Annotated in this window: 14 protein-coding genes and 1 tRNA gene; 12 read left to right on the top strand and 3 right to left on the bottom strand. The window is 58.4% G+C overall.

Going from position 1 to position 14,951, the window contains the following annotated elements:
* Positions 1–14 precede the first annotated feature (14 nt).
* The 11 genes from ACR0LF_RS07195 to ACR0LF_RS07145 all read left to right on the top strand — a co-directional run bounded on the left by ACR0LF_RS07195 (position 15) and on the right by ACR0LF_RS07145 (position 11,056).
* Positions 15–91 (top strand) — tRNA-Arg (locus ACR0LF_RS07195).
* Positions 92–471: 380 nt separating this feature from the next.
* Positions 472–1,485, top strand: a complete 1,014-nt coding sequence (iolG, locus tag ACR0LF_RS07190; protein WP_480582310.1) for an inositol 2-dehydrogenase — start codon at positions 472–474, stop codon at positions 1,483–1,485.
* A gap of 124 nt (positions 1,486–1,609) precedes the next feature.
* Complete coding sequence (locus tag ACR0LF_RS07185; RefSeq protein ID WP_480582308.1) at positions 1,610–2,530, top strand: sugar ABC transporter substrate-binding protein; 921 nt, start codon at positions 1,610–1,612, stop codon at positions 2,528–2,530.
* A 68-nt stretch (positions 2,531–2,598) separates the two neighbouring features.
* Positions 2,599–3,705, top strand: a complete 1,107-nt coding sequence (locus ACR0LF_RS07180) for an ABC transporter permease (RefSeq protein ID WP_480582306.1) — start codon at positions 2,599–2,601, stop codon at positions 3,703–3,705.
* A gap of 1 nt (position 3,706) precedes the next feature.
* Complete coding sequence (locus ACR0LF_RS07175; RefSeq protein ID WP_480582304.1) at positions 3,707–4,528, top strand: ATP-binding cassette domain-containing protein; 822 nt, start codon at positions 3,707–3,709, stop codon at positions 4,526–4,528.
* A 154-nt stretch (positions 4,529–4,682) separates the two neighbouring features.
* On the top strand, positions 4,683–6,515 hold the full coding sequence (gene iolD, locus ACR0LF_RS07170) for a 3D-(3,5/4)-trihydroxycyclohexane-1,2-dione acylhydrolase (decyclizing) (protein ID WP_480582302.1): 1,833 nt from the start codon (positions 4,683–4,685) through the stop codon (positions 6,513–6,515).
* A complete protein-coding gene (iolE, locus tag ACR0LF_RS07165; RefSeq protein ID WP_480582300.1) occupies positions 6,512–7,411 on the top strand; it encodes a myo-inosose-2 dehydratase in 900 nt (299 codons plus the stop codon). The genes iolD and iolE overlap by 4 nt, the downstream gene beginning before the upstream one ends.
* A gap of 48 nt (positions 7,412–7,459) precedes the next feature.
* Positions 7,460–8,641, top strand: a complete 1,182-nt coding sequence (locus ACR0LF_RS07160; protein ID WP_480582298.1) for a phytanoyl-CoA dioxygenase family protein — start codon at positions 7,460–7,462, stop codon at positions 8,639–8,641.
* 47 nt (positions 8,642–8,688) lie between these two features.
* Complete coding sequence (iolB, locus tag ACR0LF_RS07155) at positions 8,689–9,495, top strand: 5-deoxy-glucuronate isomerase (RefSeq protein WP_480582296.1); 807 nt, start codon at positions 8,689–8,691, stop codon at positions 9,493–9,495.
* Positions 9,492–10,250, top strand: coding sequence for an SDR family NAD(P)-dependent oxidoreductase (locus ACR0LF_RS07150; RefSeq protein ID WP_480582294.1), 759 nt, complete (start codon positions 9,492–9,494; stop codon positions 10,248–10,250). Before iolB ends, ACR0LF_RS07150 begins: the two co-directional genes overlap by 4 nt.
* 26 nt (positions 10,251–10,276) lie before the next feature.
* On the top strand, positions 10,277–11,056 hold the full coding sequence (locus tag ACR0LF_RS07145; protein ID WP_480582292.1) for a TIM barrel protein: 780 nt from the start codon (positions 10,277–10,279) through the stop codon (positions 11,054–11,056).
* A 3-nt stretch (positions 11,057–11,059) separates the two neighbouring features.
* Here the strand turns inward: ACR0LF_RS07145 and ACR0LF_RS07140 are convergent, their stop codons facing one another.
* From ACR0LF_RS07140 to iolC, 3 genes are read right to left on the bottom strand one after another with little or no spacing between them, the layout of a single operon-like run.
* Positions 11,060–11,899, bottom strand: coding sequence for a class II fructose-bisphosphate aldolase (locus ACR0LF_RS07140; RefSeq protein ID WP_480582290.1), 840 nt, complete (start codon positions 11,897–11,899; stop codon positions 11,060–11,062).
* Positions 11,896–12,732, bottom strand: a complete 837-nt coding sequence (locus tag ACR0LF_RS07135) for a 5-deoxy-glucuronate isomerase (protein ID WP_480582288.1) — start codon at positions 12,730–12,732, stop codon at positions 11,896–11,898. Before ACR0LF_RS07135 ends, ACR0LF_RS07140 begins: the two co-directional genes overlap by 4 nt.
* A gap of 9 nt (positions 12,733–12,741) precedes the next feature.
* A complete protein-coding gene (gene iolC, locus ACR0LF_RS07130) occupies positions 12,742–13,722 on the bottom strand; it encodes a 5-dehydro-2-deoxygluconokinase (protein WP_480582286.1) in 981 nt (326 codons plus the stop codon).
* Between the two features lie 112 nt (positions 13,723–13,834).
* Here iolC and ACR0LF_RS07125 point away from each other — a divergent pair, with 112 nt between their 5' ends.
* Positions 13,835–14,938, top strand: coding sequence for a Gfo/Idh/MocA family protein (locus tag ACR0LF_RS07125; protein ID WP_480582284.1), 1,104 nt, complete (start codon positions 13,835–13,837; stop codon positions 14,936–14,938).
* The last annotated feature ends 13 nt before the right edge of the window (positions 14,939–14,951 follow it).

The raw sequence follows: 14,951 nt of genomic DNA, 5'->3' as shown, positions 1-14,951 counted from the left end.
AAGAAGGGTGCAGCGGTCCCTTAGCTCAACTGGATAGAGCAGCTGACTTCTAATCAGCAGGTTGAGGGTTCGAGTCCTTCAGGGATCGCCATTTTCGAACAGAAATCAAACACGTATGCAGGACAATCTTGCATGGCGCTGTTGTGGCTGCTTGGTGTGGTATGAGGGGCTGGGCGAGGGGGTCGTGCCAGCCCCTCTAAGGGGTCACAGAGTGGTAATGTGTGTTCCTTAACCAATCTTTAACCTGATTCACCCTTTTGCGAAATTGGGGGATTCCCGTAGGGCCTTTTTTGCGCGGATTTCAGCGTGCGAGATACCACCGACGAACAAGAAGGCAGGGACGGTTTGCAGAGTTCCATGGGGTCTTTCGGGCTTCACAGCACAATAGTAGCGAAGTTGCGAAAAAATATATTGCAACCGGTTGCAAAGAGAATCATTGTTACGCACAGCAACAAGATTCGGGAGAGTTGCATGTTGAACGTCGGATTGCTGGGTGCCGGACGCATTGGGCGTGTTCACGCACAGGCTATTTCATCCCATCCGGGCAGCACACTCAGTGCAATATCTGATGCCGTGCCCGAGGCCGCGGAAAGCCTTGCCAATGAATACGGCGCAGATGCACGTAATTCTGACGAAATCATTGCCGATCCGGGCATTGATGCGGTTCTGATTGCAACCCCGACGGACACGCATTCTGATCTGATTGAGGCTGCAACAAGCGCGGGCAAAGCCGTTCTGTGTGAAAAGCCTGTTGATTTGGACCTGCAACGCGCAATGGATTGTCTGAATACTGTCTCAGATCGCGGCCAGCCTGTGATGATTGGGTTTAACCGGCGGTTCGATCCCAATTTCGCGGCCCTGAAAGCCGGGTTGAACGCTGGTGAAATCGGCAAGGCAGAGTTGCTGTCGATCACTTCCTTTGATCCGGCCCCCCCTCCTGTCAGCTACGTAAAAGTGTCGGGCGGATTGTTTCGGGACATGATGATTCATGATTTCGACATGGCCAATTTTCTGATGGGTGATGTGCCCAAGACGATATCGGCGGTCGGATCTTCGCTTGTGGATGCGGACATCGGTGCTGCCGGTGATGTGGATACGGCAGCGGTCACAATGACTTATGCGGATGGCCAGATTGTGGTCATCAAGAATTCGCGTCGGGCCGCCTATGGCTATGATCAGCGGGTTGAAGTGCTGGGGTCCGAAGGGCTGCTACAAGCGCATAACATGCTGGAAAACACCGTCGTAAAATCGACGGTGGACGGCGTTGTGGGGGCAAAGCCAACTTATTTTTTCCTGGAACGTTACATGCCTGCCTACCGGGTCGAGTGGGCTGCTTTTGTTGAAGCCGTCCAAGGCGGGTCCGAGGTTCCGGTCACCTTGCAGGACGGGGTAGCCGCGTTGGCGATGGCTGAGGCTGCAACCCTGTCGGCGCAGGCAGGAAAACCTGTTCGGCTGGAAGAAATTTTGAAACCGGTTGCAAAATGATCGAAATGCTTCAAACTTACGTTAGCTCGGCCCAACGCCGCAGCCACTGAGATTCGGCAAGGCCGGATGATTGGGGCCGGGACCCCAACAGAAGATCAAACTGAACCACTGGGAGGAAACTGAAATGAAGAAATTCGTTAAAGGTGCACTTGCTGCGGGGGCACTGGCCCTTGCTACACCAGCATTTGCGCAGGAAATCGTGGTCGTGTCGCACGGCCAGGCCAATGACGCGTTCTGGAACGTTGTGAAAAACGGCGTTGAGCAAGCCGGTAAGGACGTCGGCGTGAACGTGGAATACCGCGCGCCAGAAACCTTTGACATGGTGGCCATGTCGCAGTTGATCGATGCTGCGGTGAACCAGGAACCCGACGGCCTGATCGTTTCGATCCCAGATGCGGATGCGCTTGGCCCGTCAATCGAACGCGCTGTTGCCGCCGGTATCCCGGTGATCTCGATCAACTCGGGTTCGGATGTGTCGAAAGAGCTGGGCGCGTTGCTGCACGTGGGTCAGGATGAGTTCGATGCCGGCAAGGCCGCCGGTGAGGAACTGGCTTCGATGGGCGGTAAAACGGCGATCTGTGTGAACCACGAAGTCGGTAACGTTGCACTGGACCTGCGCTGCGCTGGTTTTGCAGAAGGTTTTGGTGGTAATGTCGAAGTTCTGCCGACCTCGAACGACCCATCGGAAATCGAGTCGAAGGTTGCCGCCGCTCTGGCCGCTAACGAGGCGGTTGATACCGTGATGGCACTGGGTGCAAGCTCGGCCGGCGAGCCGACTGTTGCAGCCGTCAAAGGCTCGGGCCGTGATGTGAACGTTGCATCCTTCGACCTGTCGGCCAACTTCCTGCAATCGATCGCGGACGGTGACGCAGCCTTTGCCATCGACCAGCAGCAGTATCTGCAAGGGTACCTGTCGGTCAACTTCATGGGTCTGCACGCCAAATACGGCCTGATGCCCGGTGGTAATGTTCCTTCGGGTCCGAACCTGATCACTCAGGACAAGGCTGCTCAGGTGATCGAGCTGTCGTCACAGGGCATTCGTTGATCTGCTCTTGAACCTGAACAAAACGGAGCGGCGCCGCAGCGCCGTTCCAACCCAAATGGGAGGAAACGATGAGTGACTCAGCTCAAATCGCCGGAGACGAAAGGGTCAAAAAAGAACCTTTCATGACCAAGCTCATGAAGCGGCCCGAACTCGGTGCGATGGCCGGTGTAGTCCTGGTGATAATCTTCTTCGCAATCACGGCAGACGAGTCGATGTTTACCCTGGCCGGGATCATGAATTTCATGACCCCAGCGGCTCAGCTGGGTATTCTGGCAATCGGCGCGGCCCTTCTGATGATCGGGGGCGAGTTTGACCTGTCCATCGGTTCGATGGTGGCATTCGCGGGCCTGTTCTTTGGGGTTTGCGTGGTCACATGGCAATTGCCTTTGATCGTCGCCATTCCCATGACATTTGTGTTTGCGGCCTGCGTCGGTGCGATCAACGGAAACATCGTGATCAGGTCCGGGTTGCCGTCCTTTATCGTGACTCTGGCCTTCCTGTTCATCCTGCGTGGTTTGTCACTGGTCGGGCTCAAGGCCGCGACCGGAGGGTCGACCCAGCTGCGCGGCGTGCGCGATGCGGTTGAAAACGATTGGCTGGCGCCGTTCTTTTCGGGCGAAGCCTTCGGCGGCCTGTTCGCTTGGCTGGCCTCCAACGGGATGATCGATACCTTCAAAAGCGGCGCGCCCAAAGTGCCCGGTATCCCGGTCGAAATCCTGTGGTTTATTTTTCTGGCCCTTGCGGCCACTTACGTGCTGTTGCGCACTCCTGCGGGGAACTGGATTTTCGCGTCGGGCGGTGACAGCACGGCAGCGTCGAACTCTGGTGTACCTGTAAGCCGGGTCAAGGTTTCGCTGTTCATGCTCACCGCCTGCTGTGCGGCACTCGTGGCCATCATAACCGTGATCGACGCGGGCTCGACCGATGCGCGTCGTGGTTTCCAAAAAGAGTTTGAGGCGATCATCGCTGCCGTGATCGGTGGCTGTCTGCTGACAGGCGGCTATGGCTCGGCCATTGGGGCGTTCTTTGGCTCGATTATTTTCGGCATGGTCGTCATCGGCCTGACCTATACGGACTTCGATCAGGATTGGTTCCAGGTCTTCCTTGGCGCGATGCTGTTGATTGCGGTTCTGTTCAACAACGCGATCCGCAAACGCGTAACCGGGGAGCGCTGATATGACCGAAGATACCAAGTTCCATCATGGCGATGCCGCCGGTGATCAGGCGCCCATCGTTCAGATGAAAGACATCGAAAAGCACTTTGGCAACATCATCGCGTTGGCGGGCGTCAGTTTTGACGTCAAACCGGGTGAATGCCACTGCTTGCTGGGCGATAACGGTGCCGGCAAGTCGACCTTCATCAAGACCATGTCCGGGGTGCACAAACCCACCAAGGGTGAGATCTTTTTCGAAGGCCAACCGCTGCATTTCGACACCCCTCGGGACGCGATGGAAGCGGGCATTGCAACGGTGTTCCAGGATCTGGCGATGATCCCGCTGATGAGCGTCACGCGAAACTTCTTCATGGGGCGCGAACCGACCAAGGGCAAAGGCCTGTTGAAGCGGTTCGATGTCGAACAGGCAAATCATGTCTGCATGGAAGAGATGCGCAAGATGGGCATCAACCTGCGCGGCCCGGATCAGGCCGTTGGCACCCTGTCAGGTGGTGAGCGTCAGACGGTCGCAATTGCCCGCGCCGTGTATTTCGGTGCCAAGATTTTGATCCTGGACGAACCTACTTCGGCTCTTGGTGTGCGTCAGACTTCCAATGTTCTGGCCACTATCGACCGGGTGCGCAGCCAAGGCGTCGGTGTTGTTTTTATTAGCCACAACGTGCGCCATGCGCTTGCGGTGGGTGACCGTTTTACCGTGCTGAACCGTGGTAAAACGCTGGGCACGGCCAAACGAGGTGAAATCACCCCCGAAGAGCTGCAGGACCTGATGGCAGGTGGTCAGGAAATGGCCGAGCTGGAAGGCTCGCTGGGCGGTACGATCTAAACATCTTAAAATTCGGGTGCCCCCACGGGGGCATCCATCGGGTTGTGGCACCTGACGCCACTCTGTTTTCAGGCTCTGGTAAAAGGCCTGACACCTTCGCAAATGAGAAAACCCGCGGACCGCCATTGGCGGCGTTGTGTTGAAAGGGATCATGATGAGCAAGACAGTCCGACTGACCGCGGCGCAGGCTCTGGTGCGCTATCTTGGGGCGCAGATGAACGAGGCCGGAGAGCCCTTTATCGCAGGTGTCTGGGCGATTTTCGGCCACGGCAACGTGGCCGGACTGGGTGAGGCGCTGCATGGCGTGAAAGACAGTTTGCCGACCTATCGCGGCCATAACGAACAGACCATGGCGCATTGTGCGATTGCCTATGCCAAGCAACTGGGCCGGCGACGCGCAATGGCTGTGACCTCGTCGATCGGGCCGGGGGCCACCAATATGGTCACGGCTGCCGCGTTGGCGCATGTGAACCGTTTGCCTGTTTTGTTGCTGCCCGGCGATGTGTTTGCGACACGTGGGCCCGATCCGGTGCTACAGCAACCCGAAGTATTCTCGGATGGGACCATAAGTGCGAATGACTGTTTCAGACCGGTCAGCCGGTACTTCGACCGTATCACGCGCCCGGAACACCTGTTGACGGCCCTGCCGCGTGCTTTCCGTACGATGACGGACCCCGCAGATTGCGGGCCGGTGACACTGGCCTTTTGTCAGGATGTGCAGGCCGAGGCTTACGACTATCCCGAAAGCTTCTTTGAGCCGCGCGTCTGGTATCAGCGTCGTATTCGTCCGGACGAAGGTGAATTGGCGCGGGCTGTTGCCGCAATCAAAGCGGCCAAGCGTCCTGTGATCGTTGCTGGTGGCGGCGTGCACTATTCGGACGCGACGGCTGCGCTGCAAAGCTTTGCCGAGGCGCACAACATTCCGGTGGCCGAGACGCAGGCGGGCAAGTCTGCCTTGGCCTGGGATCATCCGCTGAACCTCGGACCCATCGGTGTCACGGGTGGCGAACCCGCCAACGACATCTGTGCCGAGGCCGATCTGGTTCTGGGGGTCGGCACCCGGTTTCAGGATTTCACCACTGGGTCATGGGGATTGTTCGCGAACCCTGAGCGGGAATTGGTCAGCTTGAACACCGCCGCCTACGACGCCGAAAAGCACGGCGCGATGCCATTGCAATCTGATGCTCGGGTCGGTCTGGGTGAATTGACCGCAGCATTGGGCGACCATCGCGCGCCGGAACTACCTGCGACGTTGAAATCCGATTGGTTTGGCAAGGTTGACGCGCTGACCGATGCGCCGACAGACAGCAACGCGCTGCCTACGGATATGCAGGTCATCGGCGCGGTACAGCGGGCGGCCAATGAAAACACTGTTGCGATGTGTGCTGCGGGCACGATGCCGGGTGAGTTGCACAAGCTGTGGAAAGCGCCGCGCCCCGGTGCCTATCACATGGAATATGGTTTCAGCTGCATGGGTTATGAGATCGCGGGTGCCATGGGGATCAAGTTGGCCCAGCCGGATCGCGACGTGATCTGTTTTACCGGAGACGGTACGTACATGATGGCCAATTCCGAAATGGCGACAGCGGCGATGATGGGTATTTCCTTCACCGTTGTCGTCACCGACAACCGTGGTTTTGGCTGCATCAACCGTTTGCAGATGGGCACAGGCGGGGCCGAGTTTAACAACCTGCTGGATCACACGGTTCATGAGACGGCGTCAGCCATCGACTTTGCAGCCCATGCCGCGGCGATGGGGGCGACTTCGGTCAAGGTCGGCTCAATTGCCGAGCTCGAGGACGCGTTGGCCAAACGCGGCGAGGTCAAAGGCCCTTACGTCGTGGTGATCGATACCGACCCGTACCCCTCGACTGAATATGGCGGAACATGGTGGGAAGTGGCGGTGCCCGAGGTCAGCACCCGCCCCGAAGTGAATGAAAAACGCGCGGCCTATGAAGTCGCCATCAAGGAAAGAAACACGAAATGAGCGTGAAGATCGGTATCTCTCCGATTGCCTGGCAGAATGACGATCTGCCGGATCTGACTGCGGCCTACACGATGGAGCAGGCACTGAAGGAAGCCCGCGAAATCGGCTATACTGGGGTCGAGCGTGGCCAGCGGATGCCCGGCGACACCGAAGGGCTGCGCGCTTATCTGGATGCCAATGACATCGCGCTGTGTGGCGGCTGGTGTTCCGGTGCGTCACTGGTCAATGACTTCGCGACCGAGTGTGAGGCGGTGCGTGAGCAGGTCGAACAGTTCGTCGCCCTGAACAGCCCGTGCATTGTGTATGCCGAATGCTCCAACACTGTGCAGGGGCAGATGGGTACTCCGGTCAACCATCGCCCGAAGCTCTCTAGGGATGAGGTCAGAGCCTATGCCGCCAGGATCACGGAACTGGCGAAATGGATGGCCGATCAGGGCATGCCGATGGCGTATCACCACCACATGGGCACGATTATCGAAAGTGAGGATGACGTGAACTGGCTGATGGACGGGTCGGGCCCCGAGGTAAGCCTGTGCTTTGATACTGGTCACCTTCTGTTTGGCGGCGGCGATGTGATGGCCACGTTGAACCGCTGGGGCGACCGGGTGCATCACGTGCATTTTAAGGATATTCGCCCTCACATCGTGCAGAAAACCCGCGAGAACGACCACAGTTTTCTGGATGCAGTCGTGGGCGGGGCCTTCACGGTTCCAAGCGACGGCTGCATTGACTTTCAGGCGGTCGCTAACGCGCTCAAGGCAATGGACTACGACGGCTGGATCGTGGTTGAGGCAGAACAGGACCCGGCCAAGGCACCACCCTATGAGTACTCCAAAATGGGCTACGACCACATCGTCGATGTGTGCGGCAAGGCAGGGCTGGAGATCACCACATAAGTCACCGCCCCACGGGGCAACACCGAAGCCATGAGAGAGGAGTATGTCATGGTCCATCAGGAACTTGGATATGTCGGCTATTTCGACCGGGAATCCTGTGATCTGGATGAATTCAAGGTGTTGACCTCGCAAAACCTGACACCCGATGCGGTCCCCCATGCCGCATCGGTGAAAAAGAACGTTCCAATATACGACATGAACGCTCTGCGCCCGGTTCTGGCAAATGGCGATCAGCGAACGGCCCTGTTGGCGGAATGGGCCTGGGTTCTGAGCAAATCTGCTGGCGTGGTCGTTCTGAAAGCGGCTTATGCAGACACTTCTGTAATCGACCGGGCGAGCGATGTCTTTCGGCAGATCATCGAGGAAGAGCGTCAGGGGGCCGGCGGCGAAGGGGATCACTTCGCAGCTTCGGGCGCAAATGACCGGATCTGGAATGCGTTGCAAAAACAATGCCTGCGTGATCCGGAGGGGTTTGCGCACTACTTTGGCAACGTGGCAATTGCAGCAGCGTGTGAGGCGTGGTTGGGCCCGAACTACCAGATGACCGCTCAGGTCAATCAGGTGCGCCCCGGCGGCAAGGCGCAACAGGCGCATCGGGATTACCATCTGGGGTTCCAGACGTCAGACAGCGCGGCCCGCTACCCGGCCCATGCCCATCACCTGACCGCTGCGCTGACCTTGCAGGGGGCCGTGGCGCATTGCGATATGCCGGTTGGGAGCGGACCAACCAAGCTGTTGCCGTTTTCGCAGCTTTACGCACCGGGATACCTCGCTTTCCACGACCCGGCGCATCGCGATCATTTCGAGCAGGCCTATATCCAACTGCCACTGAACAAAGGGGATGCGGTGTTCTTCAACCCCGCACTTTTCCACGCGGCGGGTGAAAACAGCAGTGGCGACATTCACAGGATGGCCAACCTGCTTCAGGTCTCGTCAGCCTTTGGTCGCGCGATGGAAGCTGTTGACCGTGCTGCCATGTCCCAGGCCGTGTTTCCTGCGCTGGTGGCCTTGAAACAACGTGGCGACCTGAGTGCCGTGGAAATCGAGGCTGCGATCGGGGCGACGGCCGAGGGCTATCCCTTTCCAACCAACCTTGACACGGATCCGCCGGTTGGTGGCAATGCACCGGACAGTCAGGCCGATATTCTGCGCCGCGCTGTGACAGAGGGATGGAGCGAAGCGGAACTGGCCGACGCCCTTTCGGCCTTACGTACCAGACAGGCCGCTTAAGGCCCAAACGGGCGGGCCACCGTGCCCGCTCCAATCGGAGAAAAACTATGGCAGATCTGCTCAAGAAGCCCTTCGGCACCCGTGGCAAGGTGCATGACATCACACCGGCCAGCGCTGGATGGCGGTATGTGGGTTTCGGGCTTTATCACCTGAAGGCAGGGGACAGTGCGGCCGAGGCCACTGGTGACCGAGAGGTTATTCTGGTGATGGTCGAAGGCAAAGCGAAGATCACCGGTGCCGGGCAGGACTGGGGCGTGCTGGGTGACCGGATGAATGTGTTCGAAAAGACGCCTCCGCATTGCCTGTACCTGCCGAACGGGACGGAGTGGCAGGCGGTGGCTGAAACCGATTGCGTTGTGGCCGTGTGCTCGGCCCCAGGTAAAGGTGGTCATCCGGCGCGTCGGATCGGTCCGGACGGTATAACTCTGACCGAACGCGGCAAGGGTGTGAACACGCGATATATCAACAATATTGCCATGGAGAATGAGGACTATGCCGACAGCCTGTTGGTGACCGAGGTGTTTACACCGAACGGACACTGGTCTTCGTATCCGAGCCACCGTCATGACGAGGATGATTTCCCCCGGATCACCTATCTGGAAGAGACCTATTACCATCGGCTTAACCCTGCGAACGGGTTCGGAATTCAACGTGTCTATACGGATGACGGCCAGTTGGATGAAACGATGGCGGTTTCTGATGGCGATGTTGTGATCGTCCCGCGCGGTCATCACCCTTGCGGTGCGCCTTATGGGTTTGAGATGTACTACCTGAACGTCATGGCCGGACCCTTGCGGAAATGGCGATTTGTACCGGCCCCCGAGGTCGAATGGATCATGGAGCGGGACGGATGAGCATAGATTTCGCCAATTACCCAAGCCTTGCGGGCAAGACGGTTTTCATCACCGGCGGGGCCGGAGGAATTGGCGCGGAAACGGTAAGGGCCTTTGCCAAACAGGGCGCAAAGGTCGGGTTTCTGGACCTCAATGCTGATACCGGGCTTGATTTGCTGTCGGAACTGGACGGCGAGCACGCCTTTGCCCAATGTGATCTGCGCGATATCGAAGCAATGAACGCCGCAATGAGGCAATTGGTTGAAGAGTTGGGCGAGGCAGATGTTCTGGTCAACAACGCCGCTCATGATGATCGTCACGATTGGCGCGAAGTGACGCCCGAGTATTGGGATGAACGCATGGCGACCAACATCCGCCATATGTTCTTTGCCATTCAAGCGGTAGCCCCCGGCATGATCGCCAAGGGCGCAGGCTCGATCGTCAATATTGGGTCGAATTCGTGGTGGGAGGCCGGGGCAGGCTTCCCGGCCTACGCCACCGCCAAATCCGCCGTGCACGGCCTGACCCGCACCATGGCGCGCGAGTTGGGTAACCACCGCATTCGCGTGAATACGGTCGTACCGGGTTGGATCATGACGGACCGGCAGAAAGACCTGTGGGTCACGCCCGAGGCGCTGGCCAAGCAGGTGGATCGCCAATGCTTGCCAGATGCGATCGAGCCGGTCTACGTGGCGCGGATGGTGCTGTTCCTGGCCTCGGAGGACGCAGCCATGTGCAGTGCGGGGAACTTCATGGTTGAAGGCGGCTCGATCTGAATTTTCAAAACACGTGGAGAACTGACATGCCTCAACCCTTTCAACTCGCGGCATGTGCTGAAATGCTGTGGCTCGACAAACCTGTGGACTGGCGCGCCGCGCGGCTGACCGAGATGGGGTTCGGCGTCGGGCTGTGGGACTGGTCAGCGCTGGATCTGGACAAGCTTGAACGCGTTGGCGCGAACTACACGATTATGGACGGATACCTTCAGGGTCGCCTTACGGACGATGAAGGGGCCGACGTGCTGCTGAATTCTGCGCGCGAGACGGCACAGGTTGGCAAGCGTTTGGGCGTGGATCGTTTGAACCTGCACGGCACTGGATTGGGGGATGGTGGAATTCCGATCTGGCAACATGAGGTCGTGACCGGTGACATGTGGCTGAAGGCGCGGGACACGTTGCACCGTATCTGTGATCTGGCTGAGCAGGAAGGTGTTGTTTTTACGATGGAAAACCTGAACTTGCTGGATCACCCCGGTTGCCCGTTTGGATCGACCGGGGATGTTCTGGCTCTGGTTTCCTCGGTCAATCACCCACGCCTGCGGATCAATCTGGATCTTTATCACACACAGATCGGAGAAGGCGACCTGATCCGCTGGTGCGAGAAATGTCTGTCCTGGATCGGAGAGATTCAGGTCGCGGACAACCCCGGTCGGTGTGAACCCGGAACCGGCGAAATCAACTATGCCGCCATTGCACAAGCGCTCAAGGATATGGGGTACCGAGGGCCCGTAGGCATGGAGGCGTACGCGGCGGGCGACCCGGAAACAGCGCTCGAAGCCTTCCGGACCGCCTTTACGCTTTAAGAATTACCGCTGCGGCGGGGCGCCAAAGGCGCGGATCACGGTGCGGGCAGCGGCCTCAACCGGATCGTGGGTTTCCTTCAGGATTGTGACGCGGTCGAACCGATCCGGATCTCGGTTAACGGCCTCACGCATGGCATTCCCGAACGCCATGCGCAGCTCGGTCCCGATGTTGAATTTGCAGATTGAGGTTTCACGCGCCAGCTTCATGCGCTGACCCACCGGCACACCGGAACCGCCGTGGATGACCAGAGGCACCTCGGTCATTGCGTCAATCTCAGCAATGCGCGCTTCGTCCAGACCACCTTCCTTGTTTTGCTGAAGGTGAACATTGCCGACCGAAATCGCCATCGCGTCCACCCCGCTTTCCCGTGCAAATTTCGCGGCTTCTTCGGGGTCCGTGCCGTTTGATCCTTCACCACCCGAGTATCCGACAAAGCCGATCTCACCCTCGCATGAAATCCCGGCGGCGTGGGCCATCTCGGCAATCGCGGCGGTCTCGTCGATATTCTGCTGCAGAGGCTTGCGCGACCCGTCGAACATCAGCGATGTGAACCCACTGTCCAGCGCAATCTTGCAGTCTTCGAATGTGTAGCCGTGATCCAGATGTGCGACCACCGGGACCGAGGCGTTTTCGGCCAGATAGCGGAACATCTTACCCAGAACGGGCAGCGGCGTGTGTTCGCGGCAGCTTGGCCCGGCTTGCAGGATCACGGGGGCATTCTCGGCCTCGGCGGCGGCCACATAGGCGCGCATATCCTCCCAGCCGAGGGTAACCAGCCCACCCACGGCATAGCCTTGTTCAAATGCGGGTTGCAGAACGTCCTTCAGTGTGACGAGGGTCATTTGAACTTCGCGATCATATCTTTGATGCCCGGGATCGTTTCGATCTGATAGGCATGTGTGGGTTGGAAAAACTGCACCAACGAACGCTGGCTCAGGCCGCCGAGGATGGTGAAATAGTACATCTCGTACCCCGGCAGAACGCAGCAGGGATGATAGCCCTTGTCGATGCAGATCGTTGAGCCGTCGACGATGTGATACGCGTCACCCGGCTCGTTATCCTCACGTTGCAGCATTTGTAGGCCCGAGCCCCAGTTGGGCTTGAAGCGGAAATTGTAGGTCTCGTCGTGGCGCGATTCATCCGGCAGGCGGTTGGTATCGTGCTTGTGGCTGGGAAAGCCCGACCAGCCGCCCTGACCGACGGTAAACAGCTCGCTCACCAGCAGGCGACCGACTTTGTCGTGCTGCTTTTGGCCAAGGATATGTTTGATTTTTCGATGGGTTTTGGTGTCATCGCTGCCGTATTGCACAAGGTCGTGGTCGCGCACATCGAAGGGGTCCAGAACCTTGTCGTATCTCGCTCCGGCAATAAACACTTCGGTCTCATCCGACAAGCAGACCATCTGCACTTTCGCACCCACGGGCACGTACGCGCCTTCCGGTTCGCCATCCCAAACGTCTTCGCCCCGTTTGCCCAGCTTGGGGAATGCAACGCCTTCGACGTCCACATCCACACTTCCAGTCGCGGGGACGATGCAGGTCTCATAGCCCGGCACCTGATACTCGAAGGCTTCGCCCTTTTTCAGTTTGACGATGTTGAAATAATTCAACGGAACTGTTGGATCATCGGCATCGACGATGGGTTTGTTCTGATTGTCATAGGGCGCGATGTGCATGGGTAACTCCTATGTGGTCGGACCGGGGTGTGAGGCGAGGAACGCGTCCAACTCCGAGGTCGTAGGCATGGCTGGCGCGCAGCCCGGTTGGGACACGACGATCGATGCACAGGCCGAACCGCGCATGACAGCATCTTTCAGTTCGTGTCCGGCTGCGATTGAGGCCAGCAAACCCGCCATGAAACTGTCGCCTGCGCCTACGGGTTTGATTGCATCGACCGGGTAGATGCCCGTGGTGATCTCCTGCCCGTCAGCAAGTGTTACGGCTCCTTTCGCACCCATCTTGTAAATGACGACGCGTCCTGGCTTTTCAGCCAGTTCGCGGGCCTTGGCAAAGCCCTTGTCGATGCCGCCCGCCATAAAGCCAAACTCTTCGTCATTGCCGACGATCAGATCGCTCAACTCTCCCGCCCGGGACAGGACGTCGGCGGCAACCTCGGGGGATGGCCAGCTATAGGGGCGATAGTCGATGTCGAATACAATCGGCAAACCTGCCTGTCGCGCGTTGTCAAAAGCGCGGAACGTGGCGCTGCGCGAAGGTTCAGAGGCAAACACTGTTCCGGCGGAAAGAACGGCCGAGAACGTGCTGTAATCGACCTTGTCCACATCTTGTTCGGTCACCTGAAAATCAACGGCACCGTTGCGATAGATGACATTCTGGAAATCCTCGGTGCGACTTTCGTAAATCGCAAGCGAAGTGCGGTACTCACCCCCCAGAACACGGATATAGGACGTATCCACACCGTAATGCTGAAGCCGGTTCAGACAGAACCGTCCAATCGCGTCGTCCGAGACTGACGTGATCAGCGACGCCTGACTGCCCAGCTTGATTAACCCAGCGCATATGTTTGCGGACGAACCGCCCAGATCGGCATGAAACGTGTCGGCATCCTCGCTTTTGACGTCAATGGGGTCCGCATACATATCCATGCCTGCGCGCCCGAAAACGGCGAAGCGGTTTCCTTTGATACCGTCTATCAAAGCGCTCAAGTCATGTCCTCCGGCAAAATGGGGTCGGCAAAGTTTGGACCTTGCGTTGAATCGATTCACACGATACTGATTTTGCAACCGGTTGCAAATACAATGTGCGAGGCCGTAGCAGATGCCAGAAATCGGAATTGGAATCGTGGGTGGCGGCTATATGGGCAAGGCCCATTCCGTTGCCATGTCCGCTGTCGGCGCGGTGTTCAACACGGCTCTGCGCCCGCGTCTTGAGATGATCTGTGCCTCAACCCCCGACAGCGCTGAACGATATCGGACGGCCTATGGGTTTAACCGCGCGACCGAGGATTGGCGGGTTCTGGTCAATGACCCTGCTGTTGAGGCCGTGGTTATCGCCTCACCGCAGGAAACGCATCGCGAAATCGCCGAGGCGGCGTTTGCCTTGGGTAAACCTGTACTGTGCGAAAAACCCCTGGGTGCGTCGATGGCAGACGGTGCTGCCATGGTTGCAGCTGCCGAAGCGGCGGGTGTTGCCAATATGGTCGGCTTCAACTATGTCCGCACGCCTGCCACGCAATATGCGCGCGAGCTGATCGCGGACGGAGAATTGGGTGATATCACCTGGTTTCGGGGTGAACACACCGAGGATTTCTTTGCCGACCCCGACGCTCCGGCGACGTGGCGTACTACGGGTATGTCGAACGGGACCATCGGCGACCTCGCCCCGCATATGATCAACGGAGCTTTGGCCCTGATGGGGCCGATCAAAGCGGTTATGGCCGAGGTCGAGACCGTTCACGAAACCCGCCCTGGCGGCAAGGTTACCAACGATGACCACGCCCAGATCATGTGCCGGTTCGAAAATGGCGCGATGGGCAATATCTATGTCAGCCGCATCTCGACGGGGCGTAAAATGGGCTACGCCTATGAGATTTCGGGCACAAAGGGCGCGCTGCGTTTCGATCAGGAGGACCAGAACGCGCTGTGGTTCTATCGCCGGGAAGGGCCAGAGGCGCAACGCGGGTTCACAAAGATTCTGACCGGCCCGGCCCATCCCGACTATGAACCCTTCTGTCAGGGTCCGGGCCACGGCACCGGGTATCAGGATCAGATCATAATAGAGGCCAAGGATTTCCTTGAGGCGATCCATTCAGGCCGACCGATCTGGCCCACTTTCCGCGACGGGCACGACGTCAACCGGGTGCTGGCTGCCGCATTGGCCTCGTCCGAGCGTCAGCAGTGGCAAGACATCCGCGACTACTGATCGCACAACCGCT

This window comes from Ruegeria sp. E8, assembly GCF_056533985.1.
The sequence above is the reverse complement of the archived record's forward strand: the minus strand, read 5'-3'. Positions and strand labels throughout refer to the sequence as shown.

What these genes read in the sequence shown, in the direction of transcription:
- ACR0LF_RS07185 (WP_480582308.1), top strand. Translation starts at nt 1,610, where the DNA reads ATGAAGAAATTCGTTAAAGGTGCACTTGCTGCGGGGGCACTGGCCCTT.
- ACR0LF_RS07125 (WP_480582284.1), top strand. Translation starts at nt 13,835, where the DNA reads ATGCCAGAAATCGGAATTGGAATCGTGGGTGGCGGCTATATGGGCAAG.
- ACR0LF_RS07160 (WP_480582298.1), top strand. Translation starts at nt 7,460, where the DNA reads ATGGTCCATCAGGAACTTGGATATGTCGGCTATTTCGACCGGGAATCC.
- ACR0LF_RS07140 (WP_480582290.1), bottom strand. Translation starts at nt 11,899, where the DNA reads ATGACCCTCGTCACACTGAAGGACGTTCTGCAACCCGCATTTGAACAA.
- ACR0LF_RS07150 (WP_480582294.1), top strand. Translation starts at nt 9,492, where the DNA reads ATGAGCATAGATTTCGCCAATTACCCAAGCCTTGCGGGCAAGACGGTT.
- ACR0LF_RS07180 (WP_480582306.1), top strand. Translation starts at nt 2,599, where the DNA reads ATGAGTGACTCAGCTCAAATCGCCGGAGACGAAAGGGTCAAAAAAGAA.
- ACR0LF_RS07135 (WP_480582288.1), bottom strand. Translation starts at nt 12,732, where the DNA reads ATGCACATCGCGCCCTATGACAATCAGAACAAACCCATCGTCGATGCC.
- ACR0LF_RS07145 (WP_480582292.1), top strand. Translation starts at nt 10,277, where the DNA reads ATGCCTCAACCCTTTCAACTCGCGGCATGTGCTGAAATGCTGTGGCTC.
- iolB (WP_480582296.1), top strand. Translation starts at nt 8,689, where the DNA reads ATGGCAGATCTGCTCAAGAAGCCCTTCGGCACCCGTGGCAAGGTGCAT.
- ACR0LF_RS07175 (WP_480582304.1), top strand. Translation starts at nt 3,707, where the DNA reads ATGACCGAAGATACCAAGTTCCATCATGGCGATGCCGCCGGTGATCAG.
- iolD (WP_480582302.1), top strand. Translation starts at nt 4,683, where the DNA reads ATGAGCAAGACAGTCCGACTGACCGCGGCGCAGGCTCTGGTGCGCTAT.
- iolG (WP_480582310.1), top strand. Translation starts at nt 472, where the DNA reads ATGTTGAACGTCGGATTGCTGGGTGCCGGACGCATTGGGCGTGTTCAC.
- iolE (WP_480582300.1), top strand. Translation starts at nt 6,512, where the DNA reads ATGAGCGTGAAGATCGGTATCTCTCCGATTGCCTGGCAGAATGACGAT.